This window comes from Tolumonas lignilytica (assembly GCF_000527035.1).
Classification (GTDB): domain Bacteria; phylum Pseudomonadota; class Gammaproteobacteria; order Enterobacterales; family Aeromonadaceae; genus Tolumonas; species Tolumonas lignilytica.
On sequence record NZ_AZUK01000001.1, the window covers coordinates 2,993,518 to 3,010,480 of the forward strand.

Below are 16,963 nucleotides of genomic sequence, written 5' to 3' on the forward strand. Positions count from 1 at the left end.
TTTAAGTTCGCTGCGGGCAGAAATGTCACCCGCAGCGAGAGCACATTACTTCGCAGCCCAAGCGTTGAAGCGACGTTCCAGCTCTTCGCCATGATCCAGCCAGAAAGTCGGGTCAACGGCGACCGCTTGGCTCAGGTTGGCAGGAGAAGACGGGAGTGTGGCCGCCAATGTTGGGTCGATTTTGCTAGCAGCCGATTTATTGGTCGGGCCATAAGGGATCTGCTTGGCGTAATCGATCTGACTATCAGCTTTCACGGTAGAGGCAATGAATTTCATCGCCAGATCTTTCTTCGGTGTGCCCTTAGGAACAACCCAGTATTCCACTTCATACAGGCCGCCATTCCAGGCAATATTCAGGTTCTTATTGCCTTCTTTCTGTGCATTGGCAATACGACCGTTAAATGCGGACGTCATCACGACATCACCGGAAATCAGATACTGCGGTGCCTGTGCACCGGCTTCCCACCACTGAATGTTCGGTTTCAGCTCATCCAGTTTTTTGAAGGCACGATCCACACCGGCTGGGGTTGCCAACACGGCATAAACATCTTTCTGTGCAACGCCATCTGCCAGCAGCGCAGCTTCCAGCGCATATTTTGCTGTTTTACGCAGACCACGTTTGCCCGGGAATTTTTTGACGTCCCAGAAATCGGCCCAAGAGGTTGGTGCGGATTTCAGTTTGCTGGCGTCATAGGCAATCACGGTGGAGTAAACGAACATACCGACACCGCATTTTGTTGCAGCACCCGGAATGAAGTCTGATTTAGGGCCAATAACCTTGTAGTCTAGTTTTTCAAAGAAACCTTCATCACAACCACGTGCGACTTCAGATGATTCAACTTCGACTACATCCCATGAGACACTTTTGGTTTCCACCATGGCCTTCAGTTTTGCCATTTCCCCGTTGTATTCACCGGCAACGATTTTGGTGCCGGTCGCTTTAGTAAACGGTTCGTAATAGGCTTTAACCTGCGCTTCTTTATTTGCACCACCAAAAGAAATAACAGACAGCTCATCTGCTTGTGCCGCAAAACAGGAACCGGCAGTCAACAGCGCTAAAATAGTACGAGTTGCTTTCATCGATATCATCCTTGTTTAGTGTTTAGGTGGAACCTTAATCCAGCATATCGAGGGCGCGGACATGATCCTGCTGCCACCCGATAGAGAGCTTATCGCCAAGTCTGATGGTTGGATCAAACTGGCTAACGGGCATTTTCACGATAAAATCAGAACTGCCACAGGTATCAATACAAAGACGGATGTGATCGCCTAAGTAAATGAATTCTTTTAGTTGTCCGCTGACGACGTTGTCGCACTGCTGGCTGGCAGCACCAAGTAGAATTCGTTCTGGGCGAATAGACAGTGTTGTTTTTTCACCTCGGCCCGCAACATTGATGGCCAGCGATTTAATCAATGCCCCATCCTGCATCCGTACCAGACAGTGACCGCCATCGATACTTTCGACGACGCCCTGCAAGCGGTTGTTCTCGCCAATAAATTGCGCCACAAATGCATTCTTGGGTTCTTCATACAGGGCTTTCGGGCTGTCGATTTGTTGGATCTCACCCTTATGGAAAACGGCAACCCGATCTGACATGGTCAGTGCTTCAGACTGGTCATGTGTGACATAGACAATGGTCAGGCCGAATTTTTCATGCAGATGTTTGATTTCCATCTGCATGTGCTCGCGAAGCTGCTTGTCCAGCGCGCCTAAAGGTTCATCCATCAAAACCAGCTTAGGTTCAAAGACCAGCGCACGGGCCAGAGCGACACGTTGCTGCTGACCACCAGAGAGTTGTGCCGGATACCGATGACCAAAACTGTCCATTTTGATCATGGCCAACGCTTCCTGCACTTTCTCCTGAATATCTGCTTTAGCCAGTCGGCGAACGAACAGAGGGAATGCGACGTTTTCCGCTACGGTCATATGTGGAAATAAAGCGTAGTTCTGAAACACCATCCCGATATCACGTTTATGAGGCGGCTGATTATTCAGTAACTTACCACCTAACGTGATTTCACCACTGGTCGCAGTCTCAAAACCGGCCAACATCATCAGGCTGGTGGTTTTTCCTGAACCACTCGGCCCCAGTAAAGTGAGAAACTCACCACGACGGATGTTCAGATTAAGATCTTTGACAATGAGCGTTTCGCCATCATAGCTTTTCTGTACGTTGCGAAACTGAACAAATGGCGTTTGTTGTTTCATAGGGTTCTCTTCTCGTCGTTAGGTTAACGATGCTTCAGCAAGATGTGTGCTAAAGAATTAAAAGAGCGCCAACTTATCGGCCGGGGCACGATTGTGCTTATCAGTTCCGTTGATGTAGCCAGCAGTCTGGAACCACTATAGGGGCGGGATTTAGGTGTAAAAAGCGCAATCTGTAAATGTTTACATTGATAAAAATAGAACAAAAACGGGTGCTATCAAGGCTTGTTAAATAGATAACAATATGGGAAAAAGGAAGGTTTTTGAGATGTATTTTTGAGAAAGATTTGGCACTAAATTGCATCAACGCTCTGCATTATACGATTTTTTGCCCTGAAAGGTAGCCCCACAATAGGGTTTGTGTAGTAATTTGGTGCTGTTTGCTTTTTATTCTGATGAGGTGGTCTAAATTAGTGCAATGATGAATCAATCCTGTTGCCAATTGATCTAGGCCGTATCTAAAAACGTATAGTAAAAAATCATGTTCTATCAATATGTTAATTGACGCCAGCGCCATGTTTAGCTGGCTTAAACAGAGGATGAAAAATGTCTATATTTAATCCACTGCAAATTCAGGTAGGCGTTAGTGCCTGTTTACTCGGGCAACAGGTTCGCTTTGATGGTGGCCACAAACGCTCTGAATTTGTTGAAAAAGAACTGAGCCGTTATTTTTCCTTTATTCCTGTCTGTCCGGAGTTAGCCATTGGGTTGGGCGTGCCCCGAAAAGCAATCCGACTGGTCAAAAGAAATGAAATGATCCATGTTGAGGCAAGCGATGGCAGTTTTGATGTCACAGAAAAACTGACTGCGTTTGCACAAAATAAAACAGCAGAATTGGGTCATCTTGCAGGGTATATCCTTTGTGCAAAATCGCCCAGTTGTGGCATGGAGCGAGTGAGAGTCTATTCACCGCAAGGTTCGGTAAAAGAGGGTCGTGGTGTTTTTGCCCGTATCTTGATGGCACAAAACCCTTTGTTGCCGGTCGAAGAAGACGGGCGGTTATGTGATCCGCTATTGCGTGAAAATTTTGTCACGCGGGTCTTTGCCTATCATGACTGGCTTAGTTTAAAGCATGACGGCATCACGCGGGGTAAACTGATTGCTTTTCATTCCCGCTATAAATATCTGCTGTTCGCTCACCAACCATCAGCATACAAGGCATTAGGTAAATTGCTGGGTGATTCAGTCACCTTCTCATTGGAACAACTTTCAGACCGTTATATTTCAGGGCTAATGCAGGGGCTGCAACATCCAATTAGCAGGAAGAATCATACTAATGTATTGCAACATCTGCAGGGCTATTTCAAAAAACAGCTCACACCAGAACAAAAGACGGAGCTGCATAACACCATTGATAAATACCGGCGGGGATTGGTACCTCTCATGGTGCCGATGATATTGCTCCAACATTATCTGCGGGAGTATCCCAATCCTTATCTGACCGCTCAGGTTTACCTGAATCCGCATCCGGAAGATCTTGCACTGCGTTACGGATTATAAGGAGAATCGAGCATGTCATCACTGGTCTGGTTTCGGGATGATCTGCGTACCTATGATCATCCGGCACTGTATGCTGCCAGCTTGCAAGTCGAGCCTGTGCAAGCCGTCTATTTTATCACGCCCGAGCAATGGCAACGGCATGATCTGGCACCGATCCGTGCGGATTTACTGGAACGACATCTGAATTCCGTCGGTCAGACACTGGCGGAGTTGGGCATTCTGTTGCATGTCATCACTGTGGCAGATTATGCGGCGATTCCATCCGCACTGGGTAAACTCTGTTCGCAACATCAGATATCCCGCCTGTATGCCAACCGGGAGATCGGCATATATGAGTTAAAGCGTGATGTGGCTGTGCAGGAACAATGTGAACGGCAAAATATTCACTGTCACTGGTTTGATGCCCGCTGTCTGTTTGCACCGGGATCTGTGCTGACGGGCAGTGGCGAAATGTTCAAGGTTTACACGCCGTTTAGCCGAGCCTGGCTGAAAAAGCTGATGACGGAAGGCTATCAGATCTGGCCGCAACCAGCAGTACAGGGAGCTCCCTTGGATTGGCAATTAATATCCATCCATTATCCTAAAGTTTCCGCGCAAAGCTGGCTTGGCAGTGAAAAAGAAGTGCTCAACCAGTTACAACAATTTGCTGATGACAAACTGATTAATTACACAACGCAGCGCGATTTTCCGGCGATCAATGGAACCAGCCAACTTTCGCCCTATCTGTCGCTGGGTGTCATCACTGTTCGTCAGTGCCTTTCTGTGATGCAGGACGTATTGGCACGGATTCCATTTGAAAAAAACGAGCCAGGATTCAGCTGGCTTAACGAGCTGATTTGGCGTGAATTCTATCAGCATGTGCTGGTGGCGTATCCGCGGGTTTGTATGCATAAGGGGTTTAAACCGGAAACCGATTCAATCCGCTGGCCCAACAATCAAGCGTTCTTTAGCGCATGGTGCGAGGGGAAAACCGGCTATCCGATAGTGGATGCAGCAATGCGTTGTTTAAATCAAACGGGGTGGATGCATAATCGCCTGCGGATGATTGTGGCCTCTTTTCTGGTCAAGGATCTGCATATTGACTGGCGCTGGGGTGAACGCTATTTCATGCAACATCTGATCGACGGTGAGCTTGCCGCTAATAATGGTGGCTGGCAGTGGGCTGCGAGTACCGGTGCCGATGCTGCACCTTATTTCCGTATCTTTAACCCGACCACGCAAGGGCAGAAATTTGATGAACGGGGGATATTCATTAAACGCTGGCTGCCGGAACTGAGTCTGGTCCCAGAGAAATACATCCACACTCCACATGACTGGTTGCGGCGATTTGAACCGTCAACCCGTTATCCCGCACCCATCGTGGAGCATGCACGTGCCCGTGAAATCACACTGTCCTTGTTTAAAACATAGCGCCACAAATTAAGTGTGGCCGAAAGGGAAAGTCCATATGCTTTCCCTTGGGTAACCTATTCCTGTTACGCCATCAGTAAATGCACAACATCGAACAGGATGAAGCCGGCAAACAACGCAAACACGGCGGCAGAAAAATAATCTACCCAGCATTTGTGTGTACTGTAGTACTGACGAATGCGGGCCAGCGTAAACATCTTTCCAACCAGAAAGAACCAGAGCAACGACTCAACAAATATCAGGATGAGGATCTTCGCGGTCAGTGCGGAGCTGCCACCAATGCCTGGAATTGAGGAAAATATACTGGTGAAATAGATCACCGCTTTGGGGTTAGCCAGATTAGTCAGTATGCCTTTCACCAATACGTTCTGGAGTTGTTCTCCGGTGGCAGACAGATCCTGCAGCGGGTGTTTAGCTGAACGGTAAATATCCACGGCCAGTTTCAGCAGATAAATAGCACCTGTCGTCATGATCCCCAGTTTGGCATACGGGAATTGCTCAAACAGCAGATTGAGCCCTAGTAGAGTCAAGGTTGCCCAGATCAGAATACCCACCGCGACGCCACCAGCTGATTCAATTAAATGACGGAGACGACCGGAGAGGGCAGTTCTGGATACAAAGAAAAAATCCGGCCCCGGTGCCGCCAGTGCGCATAAATGGATCACAAATAAACTCAGTAACATGAACGGCTTCCCCTGAAAAACAATGACGAATTAACACCGGTGTGCGCGCAGTATAAGAATCGCGAAGCAATGGTAACAGATGCAGATAATATGATTTTTAATGGGTACAGATTTATACTATTACTATCGTCCACCCCATCTATATGCCATGACCGACACAACACGGCTTTACCTGCAACTGGCTGATAAAATTGCGGCTGCCATCCGACAGGGGATCATTGCGCCGAGCAGTAAATTGTTGTCGGTTCGCGATTGCGCCCGTCAGCGTAAATTGAGCATCAATACAGTGACGACTGCGTATCGTTTGCTGGAAGACAAAGGGTTGATCGAAGCGCGATCTAAATCCGGTTATTTTGTCCGTGCTCAATTGCCGGAGCCGACACAGCCGATAAAACCCTCAAGGGCAGACGAAAGGCAGGCCGATACGCTGAACGCCTTTATTGACGCCATCCTGTCTCATCAGAATCAACCGGAATACGTAGATTTTGGTCTGGCTTGTCCGCGTGGAAAGGTGTTTTATCCGAGCGAACGACTCTCACGGTTGACGGCTGGTATTTTGCGTAAGCAAAGTGATCTGGTGGCAAAATATGCGTTACCACCCGGTTCGCTGACACTCCGGCAGCAAATTGCGCAACGGTTGATCCAGTTGGGCGTGTCTGTCAGTGCGGACGAGCTGATCCTGACGCACGGAGTGCTTGATGCGTTAAATCTGGCTATCCGTGCTGTGACCAAACCCGGTTCTACCGTGGCAGTGGAAACACCGACCTACTTTAATCTGTATCCTTTATTGGAAACATTGGGGGTGAACTGGCTGGAGATCACGACCCATCCGTTAACCGGCATGGATCTGGATGAACTGGAAGCGACTCTGCAACAGACCCCGATTGCAGCGATTATTACGATCCCGACCGTGCATAACCCGCTCGGTTTTACCATGAGTCGTGATAACAAGGCTCGTCTGGCAAAAATGGCCAATCAGTATCAGGTGCCGGTCATTGAAGATGCCCAGCATGCCGACCTGCAGTTTGTAAACCCGCCCGAGCCGTTATTAAAAGCCTATGATGAAGGTGGCTGGGTGATGACCAGTGCGAGTTACACCAAAACACTGGCTCCTGATTTTCGTATCGGCTGGATCGCCCCTGGGCGGTTTCATGACACGATCCGTAAACTGAAATTTCTTACCAGTGTGGCGGAATCTAGTCTGCTTTCTGAGGCCATTGCACAATTTCTCGAAAATGGCGGTTATGAGCGTCATCTGCGTAATCTGCGACGGTTATATGCCATGCAAATCGATCATATTCGCAGCCTGATTGCCCAACATTTTCCTGTGGGTACCCGAGCCAGCCAGCCGACTGGCGGCTTTATTCTCTGGCTGGAATTACCGGAACATATTAACAGTCTGGAATTAGCTCGCCGGGCGCTGGCAGAACATATCGTTTGTATTCCCGGTTTGCTCTATTCAACCAGTCAGCGTTATCAGCACTGTTTACGTCTGACCTGCTGTTTTGAAATGTCAGAGAAATACATTCAGGGATTGGCACGGTTAGGGGCGATAGCTTGTGAACTCGCGAGCTAAGCAAGAGGAAAACACATTTTAAGGAAATTAAAACTGGGGTGGAAAGAAGATGGCTCCCTCGACTGGACTCGAACCAGTGACATACGGATTAACAGTCCGCCGTTCTACCGACTGAACTACGAGGGAAAAGTGGCTCCTCCTGCTGGACTTGAACCAGCGACATACGGATTAACAGTCCGCCGTTCTACCGACTGAACTAAGGAGGAATCGCTGTCTTGATGTGGCTCCCTCGACTGGACTCGAACCAGTGACATACGGATTAACAGTCCGCCGTTCTACCGACTGAACTACGAGGGAATCGTCTCATCAGGACGGGGCGCATGTTACTGATTGGTATGGTGACTGTCAACCAAGGAAACAGCAAAAAGTGGCGGTTACGATTCAATTGCCGAATTGATGAACAGTTTCAAACAGGCGTATGGTTATCAACAGCAAGGCAACGCCAGTCATAGCAAGGGTTCGCGTCGTTTACCCACAGAATCTGTGGATAACCCTGTGTGTTGTTTTGTCATATCCTGTGCTAAGCCAGATGGCGCAAGGCATGCAAAAAAGCGCAGTGAAAACATTGCAAAATTAAAACATAATAAAATCAAGTAATTATTTTTTTTCGGGAAAGAGGTTCAAGAAGGCACAATTCAAACTTTGAACAAAAATGCAACATATGGAAATGTGCATTATTTTGGCGCACAAGAAGGAAAAACCGTGGATAAGTCAGGATGGATTATTGGCGTTAACAGAAAATTGGCTCCCTCGACTGGACTCGAACCAGTGACATACGGATTAACAGTCCGCCGTTCTACCGACTGAACTACGAGGGAATGGGCGGATGATATTACGCAGCCGAGTTGGCTTGGTCAAGGTCTATATTAGACGCAGATCTCGTTTGGCGAAAAAACAACCTTGCTGTTGACGTTGTAACCGAAAAAGTGGGCTTTTGACGCCGTCAATGTATCTGCACTTTCTAATCCAAGCAAGCTAACCCAAGCAAGCTAGTGCGACAGCGTTAATGAACAGATATGATGAATAAATGATTTCGGGTTTGGTAATGAATATGGCTAAAACATTTAAACTGGCGAGTCAATTTGAACCGGGTGGTGATCAACCGAATGCCATCGCCCAACTGCTCAGCGGCATTGATGCGGGTTTGGCTCATCAGACCTTATTGGGGGTGACGGGTTCCGGTAAAACGTTCACGATGGCGAATGTGATTGCTACGCTCAATCGCCCGACTATGATTCTGGCGCCCAACAAAACCCTGGCCGCACAGTTATATGGTGAGATGCGCGAATTCTTCCCGGAAAATGCGGTGGAATACTTTGTCTCCTATTATGACTATTACCAACCAGAAGCCTATGTCCCCACAACCGATACCTTTATAGAGAAAGATGCCTCGATTAACGATCATATCGAGCAAATGCGTTTATCGGCGACCAAAGCCTTGTTAGAGCGACGTGATGTCATCATTGTGGCTTCGGTCTCTGCCATTTATGGTTTGGGTGATCCGCAATCTTATTTGAGTATGATGCTGCATCTGCGGCAGGGCGATATTATCAATCAACGGGATATTTTACGTCGTTTGGCCGAGCTGCAATACACCAGGAACGATGCCGTATTTCAACGGGCAACCTTTCGTGTCCGGGGTGAAGTGATTGATATATTCCCTGCGGAATCAGACAAGCTGGCATTACGAGTTGAGTTGTTTGATGAAGAGGTCGAACGCTTAAGCCTGTTTGATCCGCTAACGGGCGCGGTAGAAAAAGCGATACCTCGGTTTACCGTGTTTCCGAAAAGTCATTATGTGACACCTCGTGACACCATTTTGCAAGCGATTGATAAGATTAAAGTTGAATTGGGGGAACGGCGAGAGCAGTTGTTGGCTGCCAACAAATTAGTGGAAGAACAGCGACTGACACAACGCACCCTATTTGATATCGAAATGATGCAGGAGCTAGGATATTGCTCCGGGATCGAAAACTATTCACGTTATCTCTCCGGGCGCGCGGCTGGTGAACCTCCTCCTACGTTATTTGATTATTTGCCGGCAGACGGGTTGTTGATCATCGACGAATCGCATGTGACCGTGCCGCAAATTGGCGGGATGTATAAAGGGGACCGTTCACGGAAAGAAACATTGGTTGAATATGGTTTCCGTTTACCGTCAGCTCTGGATAACCGTCCTCTCAAATTTGACGAATTTGAGGCACTGATGCCACAAACCGTATTTGTTTCCGCCACCCCGGCGAACTATGAGCTGGAGAAATCCGGCGGTGAAATTGTGCAGCAGGTAGTGCGTCCGACCGGTTTGCTGGATCCAGAAGTGGAAGTCAGACCGGTAACCACGCAAGTGGATGATCTGTTGTCGGAAATTCGCCAACGGGTGAAAGTGGATGAACGGATATTGGTCACTACGTTAACGAAACGCATGGCTGAAGATCTGACCGAATACTTGCATGAACATGATGTCCGCGTGCGTTATCTACATTCCGATATCGACACGGTGGAGCGGATGGAGATCATCCGGGATTTACGCTTAGGCGAGTTTGATGTTCTGGTCGGGATCAACCTGTTGCGTGAAGGGCTGGATATGCCGGAAGTGTCACTGGTGGCCATTCTCGATGCGGATAAAGAGGGTTTTCTGCGTTCGACTCGGTCACTGATCCAGACGATCGGTCGTGCGGCGCGTAATCTGAATGGTAAAGCGATCCTGTATGGTGATCGGATCACCGATTCGATGAAAACCGCCATTGATGAAACCAATCGCCGTCGCGCTGTGCAGCAGGCTTTCAACCATGAGCATGGCATTACTCCGAAAGGGCTCAATAAAAAAGTGGTGGACGTGATGCAACTGGGTGGTGTCAGCGGAGCATCGCAAGGGAAACACACCAAAAAAGTGGCAGAGTCGGGGGCGCAATATGAGCACCAGCGGTTACATCCCAACGAATTGGCGAAAGAGATTAAGCGATTGGAAAACCAGATGTTTGAACATGCGCGTAATTTGGAATTTGAGCAGGCTGCCTCATTGCGCGATCAGATCCATGAGTTACAACAACAACTGACATTGGGTTAAGCAGGAGAAATCAAGAACCACCGCTACAGAGTGGTGGTTCCTATGACTTAAGCTCGGCTAAGAAACTCGTGCCGCGTAGCCGCACTGCTTTTAAATACGCCACCTAATGCTGTCGTCGTGGTTTGGCTTGATGCATCCATGATACCGCGGGATTTCACACAGTAATGCACTGCGGTCATCGTGATAGCGACGTTGTCAGTGCCGAGTAAAACCTGTAACGCAACCAGGATCTGCTGCGTCAGCCGTTCTTGCACCTGAGGCCGTTTCGCAAAGAAATTTACAATCCGGTTGATCTTAGATAAGCCGATGATTTTATCTTTGGGGATGTAAGCGACAGTGGCTTTGCCATCAATGGTTACAAAATGATGTTCGCAGGTACTGGTCACACCAATATCCTGAACTTTGATCATTTCATCCGTTCCCATCTTATTTTCGATGAGAGTAATTTTCGGGAACGTGCTGTAATCCAATCCGGAAAATAGCTCATCAACATACATTTTGGCGATACGATGTGGCGTTTCCGCCAGGCTGTCATCCGCCAGATCAAGACCAAGCAATGTCATAATGGAGGTCATATGTTGTTCGATCTGCTGCTTTTTGTCATGGGCAGAATGAGATGTATGCAACATCGGTGTTTCCAGCCCTTTTGCTTCCAGAGCAGAACGAACAATTACGGCTTCTTTGCTTAGTTGTGTCATTATTTATCAATCTCCTGCATCGGATTACTGCGGCCTGTCTGTTCCGACGCTAGTTGGGTCATTAGCCTTATTATACACATCCCAAAGGAAATGGGCCTTACATACATAAGCTAAACATAACGTTAACGTACGTATAACAGTTGGTTGTAGATTTATCAGAATTAAAATTTTTGTATGGAATAATCAGGAGAAACAAATCAGCTATTCAGAATCATGAGTCGATTCATTTGTGATTTGCAAAAATGCAATTCGGGGATGGATTCATTTGCAAATTGCAAATATGCGCAATTTGCAAAGTGAATTCGGTATCCTGTGTCATAGTGAATTCGTGAAAAAGAGACTCTATTGAGTGTGTTTTTGGGTTTTTTGGCATAAAAAGCCTATTTTTTGTATCTTTATTATTTTTTCCTAAGCATATAAAAAGTTGGCACGGCATTTTCATATATAAAAGCGTAAACCAGTTTTATCCCGTGCTCTCTTCAGCAAAAGCTGAAGTTCGGTCAACTACATTGTAGTTGACCTTTTTTTTGCCTGCTATTTACCTTGTAAATACAGGGCCAGTGCTTTAATGATATTCCAACCCTTAGAACCTTGAGATTGTCCTTCCAAAAGCTGTTCCAGCCGCAGTAAATAAGGTTCCGCTTGTCGGTTCAATGCATCACTACAGAATAGTTGCCATTTCTGCTGCTCTCGAGAGGAGAGGGTATGCGGATAATTCCGGGCGCGATAGCGGAATAAAAGGGTATGCAACCGCGGATCATGAAACTGATATTGGCTGGCCGAAAGTTGTTCGGCAGAGGCCTGTTGAATAAGTTCTATGGCCGCGCGATCTGCTTCCGAGAAAAAACCTTGATATAGCATCTGTTCCGGATCTTGATTGGCTGGCGGAATATATTCATCAGTAAATAGCTCTGCCAGTTTTTCTCTGATCTGCGGGTTAAGACGTATGACCTGCAAGTTTTGCATACAACGGTCTTTGTTGATCCCGAGTTGCTGAGCCCGCTCTTCACTCAGACTACCGGCTGGTGCAAGGATTGGGCATTTATTGATATGAACCAGTTTGACGGGAACAGGAATACCATCTGGAATGTCACTTAATTTTGTATAAAGACGTTCACGTAATTCTGATGCATCGAGAGTCAGTAACGGCGTCAGATCTTTATTGAGATCGATAACAATCACTGCATTGTTATTGGTTGGATGCCATGCCATAGGCGCAATCCAACTGACGCAGCCTTGTTCGGCTGGAAACATGCCTGATACATGCACCAGAGGTTTGATGTTGATGATGTCGATCAGGGTTTTGAGCTTATTTTTATTGCGGTGAGTGGATAAATACTCAAATAGCCGGGGTTGTGCCTGCTTCATGCATTTGGCCATACCGATAGTGGCATAGACATCGGACATGGCATCGTGTGCGTTTTCGTGTTGAATGCCGTTGGCTATCGAAAGTTTTTCTAACCTGAACGAGGGTTTTCCTTCGGCATCATAAACCCAGTTCATACCTTCAGGACGCAGCGCATAAAAGGCACGCACAACATCCAGAAGATCCCAGCGTGAATTGCCTTGTTGCCAGCTGTAAGCATAAGGATCCAGAAAGTTCCGATAAAAGCCATAACGGGTAAATTCATCATCAAACCGGATGTTGTTATAACCCAGTATGCAAGTGGCTGGCTGTGAAAACTGCTGATGAATGGCTCTGAAAAAATCAGCCTCGCATAATCCATTTTGATTTGCGATTTGGGGCGTAATGCCGGTAATTAAGCAAGCTTCCGGTGCCGGGAGATAGTCGGGAGATACCTGACAGTAGATGACAACCGGTTCGCCACAAATATTAAAATCACTGTCTGTGCGAATACTCGCAAATTGTGCTGGACGATCTCGAGCCGGATCAGTTCCAAAAGTCTCGTAATCGTGAAATACATAGGTGTTTTCAATGCTTGCTTTCAAAATAGCACCATTTGTGGCTAAAAATCGTGTAATAACATTATTCTGTATGAAATCAGAAAATAAAAAAACCCAGTCAACTTTGACGCTGACTGGGCGAAGACTCAATGTTTAATTGCAGTGGCATTAAGTTAGAGTGCAATCGATACAAAAAGTTCAGTTTATTTGCACGAAAAGTGTGATTAAGTTCTGGTATTCATTCGTGTGCTCAATTTTATTACGATAATTCTTTTCTCTAGGGAACCTGTCAGACTTCCGTTGAACACAAATTCCGTTGAAATTCATAGTGTGTTGAAATAAATTAGTACTATCTAATTTAGTGTGGGTTTAATGATGCATAATTTTACACCGTGGAGCGCATTGGGCGGGGGACTTCTGATTGGTTTGGCAGCATTGCTGCTGTTACTAGGTAAAGGCCGCATCGCTGGTTACAGTGGTATTATCGCTGGTTTCCTCTTTGCTGGTGCACAACGCTGGCAAGCATTATTTCTGGTTGGTACTGTCGCTGGGGCATGTATTGCCGTTTATTTATTACATCTGCATATCTCCCAACTCCAATTTTCGCCGTCGTTGATCATCGCGGGTTTACTGGTCGGATTGGGTTCGCGTTTAGCCAATGGTTGTACCAGTGGGCATGGTATTTGTGGTATCGGTCGCTTTTCGATCCGGTCAATAGTTGCCACTGTGCTGTTTATGATTTCAGGCATGGTGATGGTTGCTTTTTTTCACTGAGAGGTTTGATGTGATTGCTCTATTAGCGGGTGCACTGTTTGGCTTTGGCTTGGCATTATCTGGGATGATGCAGCCCGATAAAGTGATTGGTTTCCTGAACATTACAGGGAATTGGGATGCGTCTCTGATGTTGGTCATGGGAGGGGCATTATGCGTCTTTACACCAGGCTATCATTTTTTGATTAAGAATCGTAAAACCGCGCTCAGCGGTAAAACCATTCAGTTACCGACCAAAAAAACACTGGATCCAGAGTTGATCGTGGGCGCTTTAATTTTCGGTGCCGGCTGGGGTCTGGCGGGTATTTGCCCCGGGCCAGCTATAGCGATGTCCATTTTAGCCGGATGGCCTGTTTTGGGCTTTATCATGGCAATGTCTGCTGGTATGTGGGTTGCGGGCAAATGGCAGCAAAGGAAAGCATCATTGAACCAAGCTGCTGTGTTGGTGGCAGCATCAGAATAGTAGTTTAGCCAGACACCCCATGAGCGTGTCTGGCTGTCAAACCTTATCAGGCAGTCACGATATTACGAATTTCCTGGATAGAGAGTTTATATTGTCGAGGACATTCCTGCCATTCAGCTAACATCCGCTGATATTTGTCGTGCATGGCGATCTCGGAATTCAGTGCGGCACAACATTTCCCCAGATCTGGAAAACGTTTTTCCACATCCAGCAAATAGCAGACATAATCGGCCAGCTCTTTTTCATATCCCCGAGCATAGCCAATGAATTCAAGTCGAGAGGGGGCTAATTGCGCTTGGTCTTCTGCACTTAGATTTTCATAAGACACTTTTAATGCGTGATGCATTTCCAGTGTTGCGATAACTTCTCGGCATGTTTCTTCAGTCAGATGGCCGAATTCTTTTTCTAACTCCAGCATCTGCAAACAATAGCCACGTTCTACAATGGTCTTGCAGCGATGATAATAATCCGCTTTTTCCGGATTCAACTTACTCAGGATCTCGTATTGATTACTGAGGATAAGTCGCTGTGCATGGTTCATGTTCATAGGTGCAATCCTGCTGGTAATAGATGTATTTAGTGTATAAGTAATATCGAGTTGTATTCCTTTATCTATATCAAAAAGCAGGTGAAAACGGTTGCAGCGAGTGTCAAGTTATCTAAATAGATATATTTTTATGTGATCAAGCTGTCACTCTCTGTTGTTTCTCTGTGTTCTGAATTAGGATTGGCGCAAACAATAATGAGGTCTGCCGCATTATGACTCGTAGCTTTAAATTTCTCTTTATACTGGCGTTTCTTGCTCTGAGCGCTTTTTATTTATATGTCCTTTATCTGGCAAAACATCCGGATGTGTCTATGGCCTACCGTATGTACTATCTGGATAAGAAAACACATATTTGGGATCGAAACCAAACCTTGGCCTACATACCGGGCTCATTGATGGATTTGACCAATGAACGTGAACGCTGTCCTTATCTTTCCCGGGAAGGTTGGGATATTCCTGAAGTAGATGGCTCAGGCTCGCCGTTTTCAGGAAAAGGCGGTTTATATTTTACGTTACATCGTGAACCCGGCGTGCTGAAGTTTGAAGGCACGTTAACAACCCAAGAGGCGAAGACAGATTTAACCATTAGTGTGGGTAAAACATGGTCTCAGACAGTGAAATTTGATAAGGCAGGTTCTCAGCAATTTGTAATAACATTACCTGCTGGTTTATTTATTGCCGATCCGACAGAAGCCAACTATCTGTCATTACAGAGCAATCATTCTATTAAGTTCAAGACATTTAAATTATCCCATGCGGGATGAGGTCATTATGAGTAATAAATCATTTACCGTTTCCTTGGTTGTTCCTGTTTATAACGAAGAAGAGAGCATCGATACTTTTATTGAAACTATCGACAAGGAATTGGCACCATTAAAAGATCAGTTGCAAATCGTTTTTGTAAATGATGGTAGCCGGGACAAAACTCGCGATGTGGTTGAAAAGGCAATTGAGCGAGATAGTCGCGTAACGTTAATTAATCTGGCGCGTAATTTTGGTAAAGAAGCTGCCATGACGGCGGGTTTGGCGCATGCGCGTGGCGATGCGATTGTCCCGATGGATGTCGATTTACAAGATCCGCCTGCTTTAGTTCTGGAATTTGTTCGCTTATGGCAAGAAGAAGGGTATGACACCGTTTATGGGGTTCGTACCGATCGCAATGCCGATACAGCGATGAAACGATTAACGGCCGGTGGTTTTTATCGATTCTTTAATGCGGTGTCGACAACAACAAAGATCCCAGAAAATGCAGGCGATTTTCGTCTGATGGATCGCCGTGTTGTTGAAGCAATCAATCAGTTACCAGAGCGTAACCGCTTCATGAAAGGGTTATTTGCCTGGGCGGGTTTCCGTTCTATCGGTGTGCCTTATGCACGTCCTGAACGGGCAGCAGGAACCACTAAATTCAATTATTGGAAGTTATGGAACTTTGCTCTGGATGGTTTGTTCAGCTTTTCTAGCTGGCCACTTCGGGTTTGGAGCTATATCGGTGCTGCAGTTGCGGGTATCAGCTTTCTGTACATGATGGTTATCATTCTCAAGGTGATTTTCTTTGGTATTGACAGCCCGGGTTATGCATCACTGATGTGTGTGATTTTATTCCTGGGGGGCATGCAATTGCTGTCCATCGGTATCATGGGTGAATATATTGGCCGTATGTTCCTAGAAGTTAAACAGCGCCCAGTGTTCCTGATAGAAGGTGTGTACGGTCAGTACGCTCATCAGACAAACAATGAAATTAAAGAAGATAAACAGGCATGATCACTCAAGCTGAATTCTGGCGTTTGTTCCGCTTCGGGATCGTGGGGGGCGGAGCAACCCTTGTTGACTTGGCAACAGCAAAGTTATGTCTGTTTTTATGGCCGACTTTATCTGAACACATTGTGACCTCATTAGGTTTCTTTGTTGCATTCTGGGTTTCATTCTTCGGTCATCGCTATGTGACATTTCAGTCGCATGGCAAGATCAGCAACTTTTTAGTGGTGGCACTATTTTCACTGGCGGTGAGAAATGTGTTGCTATCCGGCTTGTTGTGGATCGGATTATCCGGAATGTTACCCATTGTTATCGCAACATTATCGGTAACAATCCTGACCTATGTGTTGTCGCGGATCTGGGTATTTGCCTGATTGACTAT

The 16,963-nt window shown here is 46.5% G+C and carries 15 protein-coding genes and 4 tRNA genes; 9 read left to right on the forward strand and 10 right to left on the reverse strand.

The window, feature by feature from the left end:
- Positions 1 to 45: 45 nt before the first annotated feature.
- Both H027_RS0113920 and H027_RS0113925 read right to left on the reverse strand, forming a co-directional pair.
- The gene (locus H027_RS0113920; RefSeq protein WP_152536731.1) at positions 46 to 1,080 is read right to left on the reverse strand and encodes an ABC transporter substrate-binding protein; all 1,035 of its coding nucleotides are present in this window, start codon (positions 1,078 to 1,080) and stop codon (positions 46 to 48) included.
- A 34-nt stretch (positions 1,081 to 1,114) separates the two neighbouring features.
- Positions 1,115 to 2,209, reverse strand: a complete 1,095-nt coding sequence (locus tag H027_RS0113925; protein ID WP_024873070.1) for an ABC transporter ATP-binding protein — start codon at positions 2,207 to 2,209, stop codon at positions 1,115 to 1,117.
- A 543-nt stretch (positions 2,210 to 2,752) separates the two neighbouring features.
- Between H027_RS0113925 and H027_RS0113930 the strand changes: the two genes are divergently transcribed.
- Both H027_RS0113930 and phrB read left to right on the forward strand, forming a co-directional pair.
- Positions 2,753 to 3,706 carry a YbgA family protein gene (locus tag H027_RS0113930; RefSeq protein ID WP_024873071.1) on the forward strand — a complete coding sequence of 318 codons (954 nt, stop codon included), beginning with the start codon at positions 2,753 to 2,755 and terminating at the stop codon, positions 3,704 to 3,706.
- A gap of 12 nt (positions 3,707 to 3,718) precedes the next feature.
- Positions 3,719 to 5,116, forward strand: a complete 1,398-nt coding sequence (gene phrB / locus H027_RS0113935) for a deoxyribodipyrimidine photo-lyase (protein WP_024873072.1) — start codon at positions 3,719 to 3,721, stop codon at positions 5,114 to 5,116.
- Between the two features lie 65 nt (positions 5,117 to 5,181).
- Here phrB and H027_RS0113940 read toward each other — a convergent pair whose 3' ends face one another.
- Positions 5,182 to 5,799 (reverse strand): LysE family transporter, encoded by a 618-nt coding sequence (locus H027_RS0113940; RefSeq protein ID WP_024873073.1) that lies wholly within the window; start codon positions 5,797 to 5,799, stop codon positions 5,182 to 5,184.
- A gap of 100 nt (positions 5,800 to 5,899) precedes the next feature.
- Between H027_RS0113940 and H027_RS0113945 the strand changes: the two genes are divergently transcribed.
- The gene (locus tag H027_RS0113945) at positions 5,900 to 7,375 is read left to right on the forward strand and encodes an aminotransferase-like domain-containing protein (protein WP_202593445.1); all 1,476 of its coding nucleotides are present in this window, start codon (positions 5,900 to 5,902) and stop codon (positions 7,373 to 7,375) included.
- 50 nt (positions 7,376 to 7,425) lie between these two features.
- On the opposite strand, the gene H027_RS0113950 is transcribed toward H027_RS0113945, so the two are convergent.
- The 4 genes from H027_RS0113950 to H027_RS0113970 form a co-directional block, all read right to left on the reverse strand.
- Positions 7,426 to 7,501, reverse strand: a tRNA-Asn gene (locus tag H027_RS0113950).
- A 4-nt stretch (positions 7,502 to 7,505) separates the two neighbouring features.
- A tRNA-Asn gene (locus H027_RS0113955) sits at positions 7,506 to 7,581 on the reverse strand.
- Between the two features lie 15 nt (positions 7,582 to 7,596).
- Positions 7,597 to 7,672: transfer RNA gene (locus tag H027_RS0113960), tRNA-Asn, on the reverse strand.
- A gap of 445 nt (positions 7,673 to 8,117) precedes the next feature.
- Positions 8,118 to 8,193, reverse strand: a tRNA-Asn gene (locus H027_RS0113970).
- Between the two features lie 233 nt (positions 8,194 to 8,426).
- On the opposite strand from H027_RS0113970, the gene uvrB reads away from it, so the two are divergent.
- Positions 8,427 to 10,442 (forward strand): excinuclease ABC subunit UvrB, encoded by a 2,016-nt coding sequence (gene uvrB, locus H027_RS0113975; protein ID WP_024873076.1) that lies wholly within the window; start codon positions 8,427 to 8,429, stop codon positions 10,440 to 10,442.
- Positions 10,443 to 10,489: 47 nt separating this feature from the next.
- Here uvrB and folE read toward each other — a convergent pair whose 3' ends face one another.
- Together folE and sbcB are read right to left on the reverse strand one after the other, a co-directional pair.
- Positions 10,490 to 11,140, reverse strand: a complete 651-nt coding sequence (gene folE / locus H027_RS0113980) for a GTP cyclohydrolase I FolE (RefSeq protein WP_024873077.1) — start codon at positions 11,138 to 11,140, stop codon at positions 10,490 to 10,492.
- A gap of 534 nt (positions 11,141 to 11,674) precedes the next feature.
- Positions 11,675 to 13,090 (reverse strand): exodeoxyribonuclease I, encoded by a 1,416-nt coding sequence (sbcB, locus tag H027_RS0113985; protein ID WP_038149880.1) that lies wholly within the window; start codon positions 13,088 to 13,090, stop codon positions 11,675 to 11,677.
- Between the two features lie 330 nt (positions 13,091 to 13,420).
- Between sbcB and H027_RS0113990 the strand changes: the two genes are divergently transcribed.
- Complete coding sequence (locus tag H027_RS0113990) at positions 13,421 to 13,819, forward strand: YeeE/YedE family protein (RefSeq protein ID WP_081741553.1); 399 nt, start codon at positions 13,421 to 13,423, stop codon at positions 13,817 to 13,819.
- Between the two features lie 10 nt (positions 13,820 to 13,829).
- Positions 13,830 to 14,279 carry a YeeE/YedE family protein gene (locus H027_RS0113995; protein WP_024873080.1) on the forward strand — a complete coding sequence of 150 codons (450 nt, stop codon included), beginning with the start codon at positions 13,830 to 13,832 and terminating at the stop codon, positions 14,277 to 14,279.
- A 46-nt stretch (positions 14,280 to 14,325) separates the two neighbouring features.
- On the opposite strand, the gene H027_RS0114000 is transcribed toward H027_RS0113995, so the two are convergent.
- Positions 14,326 to 14,826: a YfbU family protein gene (locus tag H027_RS0114000; protein WP_024873081.1), complete on the reverse strand. Its 501-nt coding sequence runs from the start codon at positions 14,824 to 14,826 to the stop codon at positions 14,326 to 14,328.
- A gap of 311 nt (positions 14,827 to 15,137) precedes the next feature.
- Between H027_RS0114000 and H027_RS0114005 the strand changes: the two genes are divergently transcribed.
- The 3 genes from H027_RS0114005 to H027_RS0114015 are packed head-to-tail and all read left to right on the forward strand — an operon-like array spanning position 15,138 to position 16,955.
- Positions 15,138 to 15,590, forward strand: a complete 453-nt coding sequence (locus H027_RS0114005) for a hypothetical protein (protein ID WP_152536732.1) — start codon at positions 15,138 to 15,140, stop codon at positions 15,588 to 15,590.
- A gap of 7 nt (positions 15,591 to 15,597) precedes the next feature.
- Complete coding sequence (locus H027_RS0114010; protein ID WP_024873083.1) at positions 15,598 to 16,587, forward strand: glycosyltransferase family 2 protein; 990 nt, start codon at positions 15,598 to 15,600, stop codon at positions 16,585 to 16,587.
- Positions 16,584 to 16,955 (forward strand): GtrA family protein, encoded by a 372-nt coding sequence (locus H027_RS0114015; RefSeq protein WP_024873084.1) that lies wholly within the window; start codon positions 16,584 to 16,586, stop codon positions 16,953 to 16,955. Before H027_RS0114010 ends, H027_RS0114015 begins: the two co-directional genes overlap by 4 nt.
- Positions 16,956 to 16,963: the final 8 nt, after the last annotated feature.

Coding starts and splice junctions, on each gene's coding strand:
- H027_RS0113945 (WP_202593445.1), top strand. CDS start 5,900: ATGGGTACAGATTTATACTATTACTATCGTCCACCCCATCTATATGCC.
- H027_RS0114005 (WP_152536732.1), top strand. CDS start 15,138: ATGGCCTACCGTATGTACTATCTGGATAAGAAAACACATATTTGGGAT.
- uvrB (WP_024873076.1), top strand. CDS start 8,427: ATGGCTAAAACATTTAAACTGGCGAGTCAATTTGAACCGGGTGGTGAT.
- H027_RS0114015 (WP_024873084.1), top strand. CDS start 16,584: ATGATCACTCAAGCTGAATTCTGGCGTTTGTTCCGCTTCGGGATCGTG.
- H027_RS0114010 (WP_024873083.1), top strand. CDS start 15,598: ATGAGTAATAAATCATTTACCGTTTCCTTGGTTGTTCCTGTTTATAAC.
- H027_RS0113930 (WP_024873071.1), top strand. CDS start 2,753: ATGTCTATATTTAATCCACTGCAAATTCAGGTAGGCGTTAGTGCCTGT.
- H027_RS0113940 (WP_024873073.1), bottom strand. CDS start 5,799: ATGTTACTGAGTTTATTTGTGATCCATTTATGCGCACTGGCGGCACCG.
- H027_RS0113920 (WP_152536731.1), bottom strand. CDS start 1,080: ATGAAAGCAACTCGTACTATTTTAGCGCTGTTGACTGCCGGTTCCTGT.
- phrB (WP_024873072.1), top strand. CDS start 3,719: ATGTCATCACTGGTCTGGTTTCGGGATGATCTGCGTACCTATGATCAT.
- H027_RS0114000 (WP_024873081.1), bottom strand. CDS start 14,826: ATGAACATGAACCATGCACAGCGACTTATCCTCAGTAATCAATACGAG.
- folE (WP_024873077.1), bottom strand. CDS start 11,140: ATGACACAACTAAGCAAAGAAGCCGTAATTGTTCGTTCTGCTCTGGAA.
- H027_RS0113990 (WP_081741553.1), top strand. CDS start 13,421: ATGCATAATTTTACACCGTGGAGCGCATTGGGCGGGGGACTTCTGATT.
- H027_RS0113925 (WP_024873070.1), bottom strand. CDS start 2,209: ATGAAACAACAAACGCCATTTGTTCAGTTTCGCAACGTACAGAAAAGC.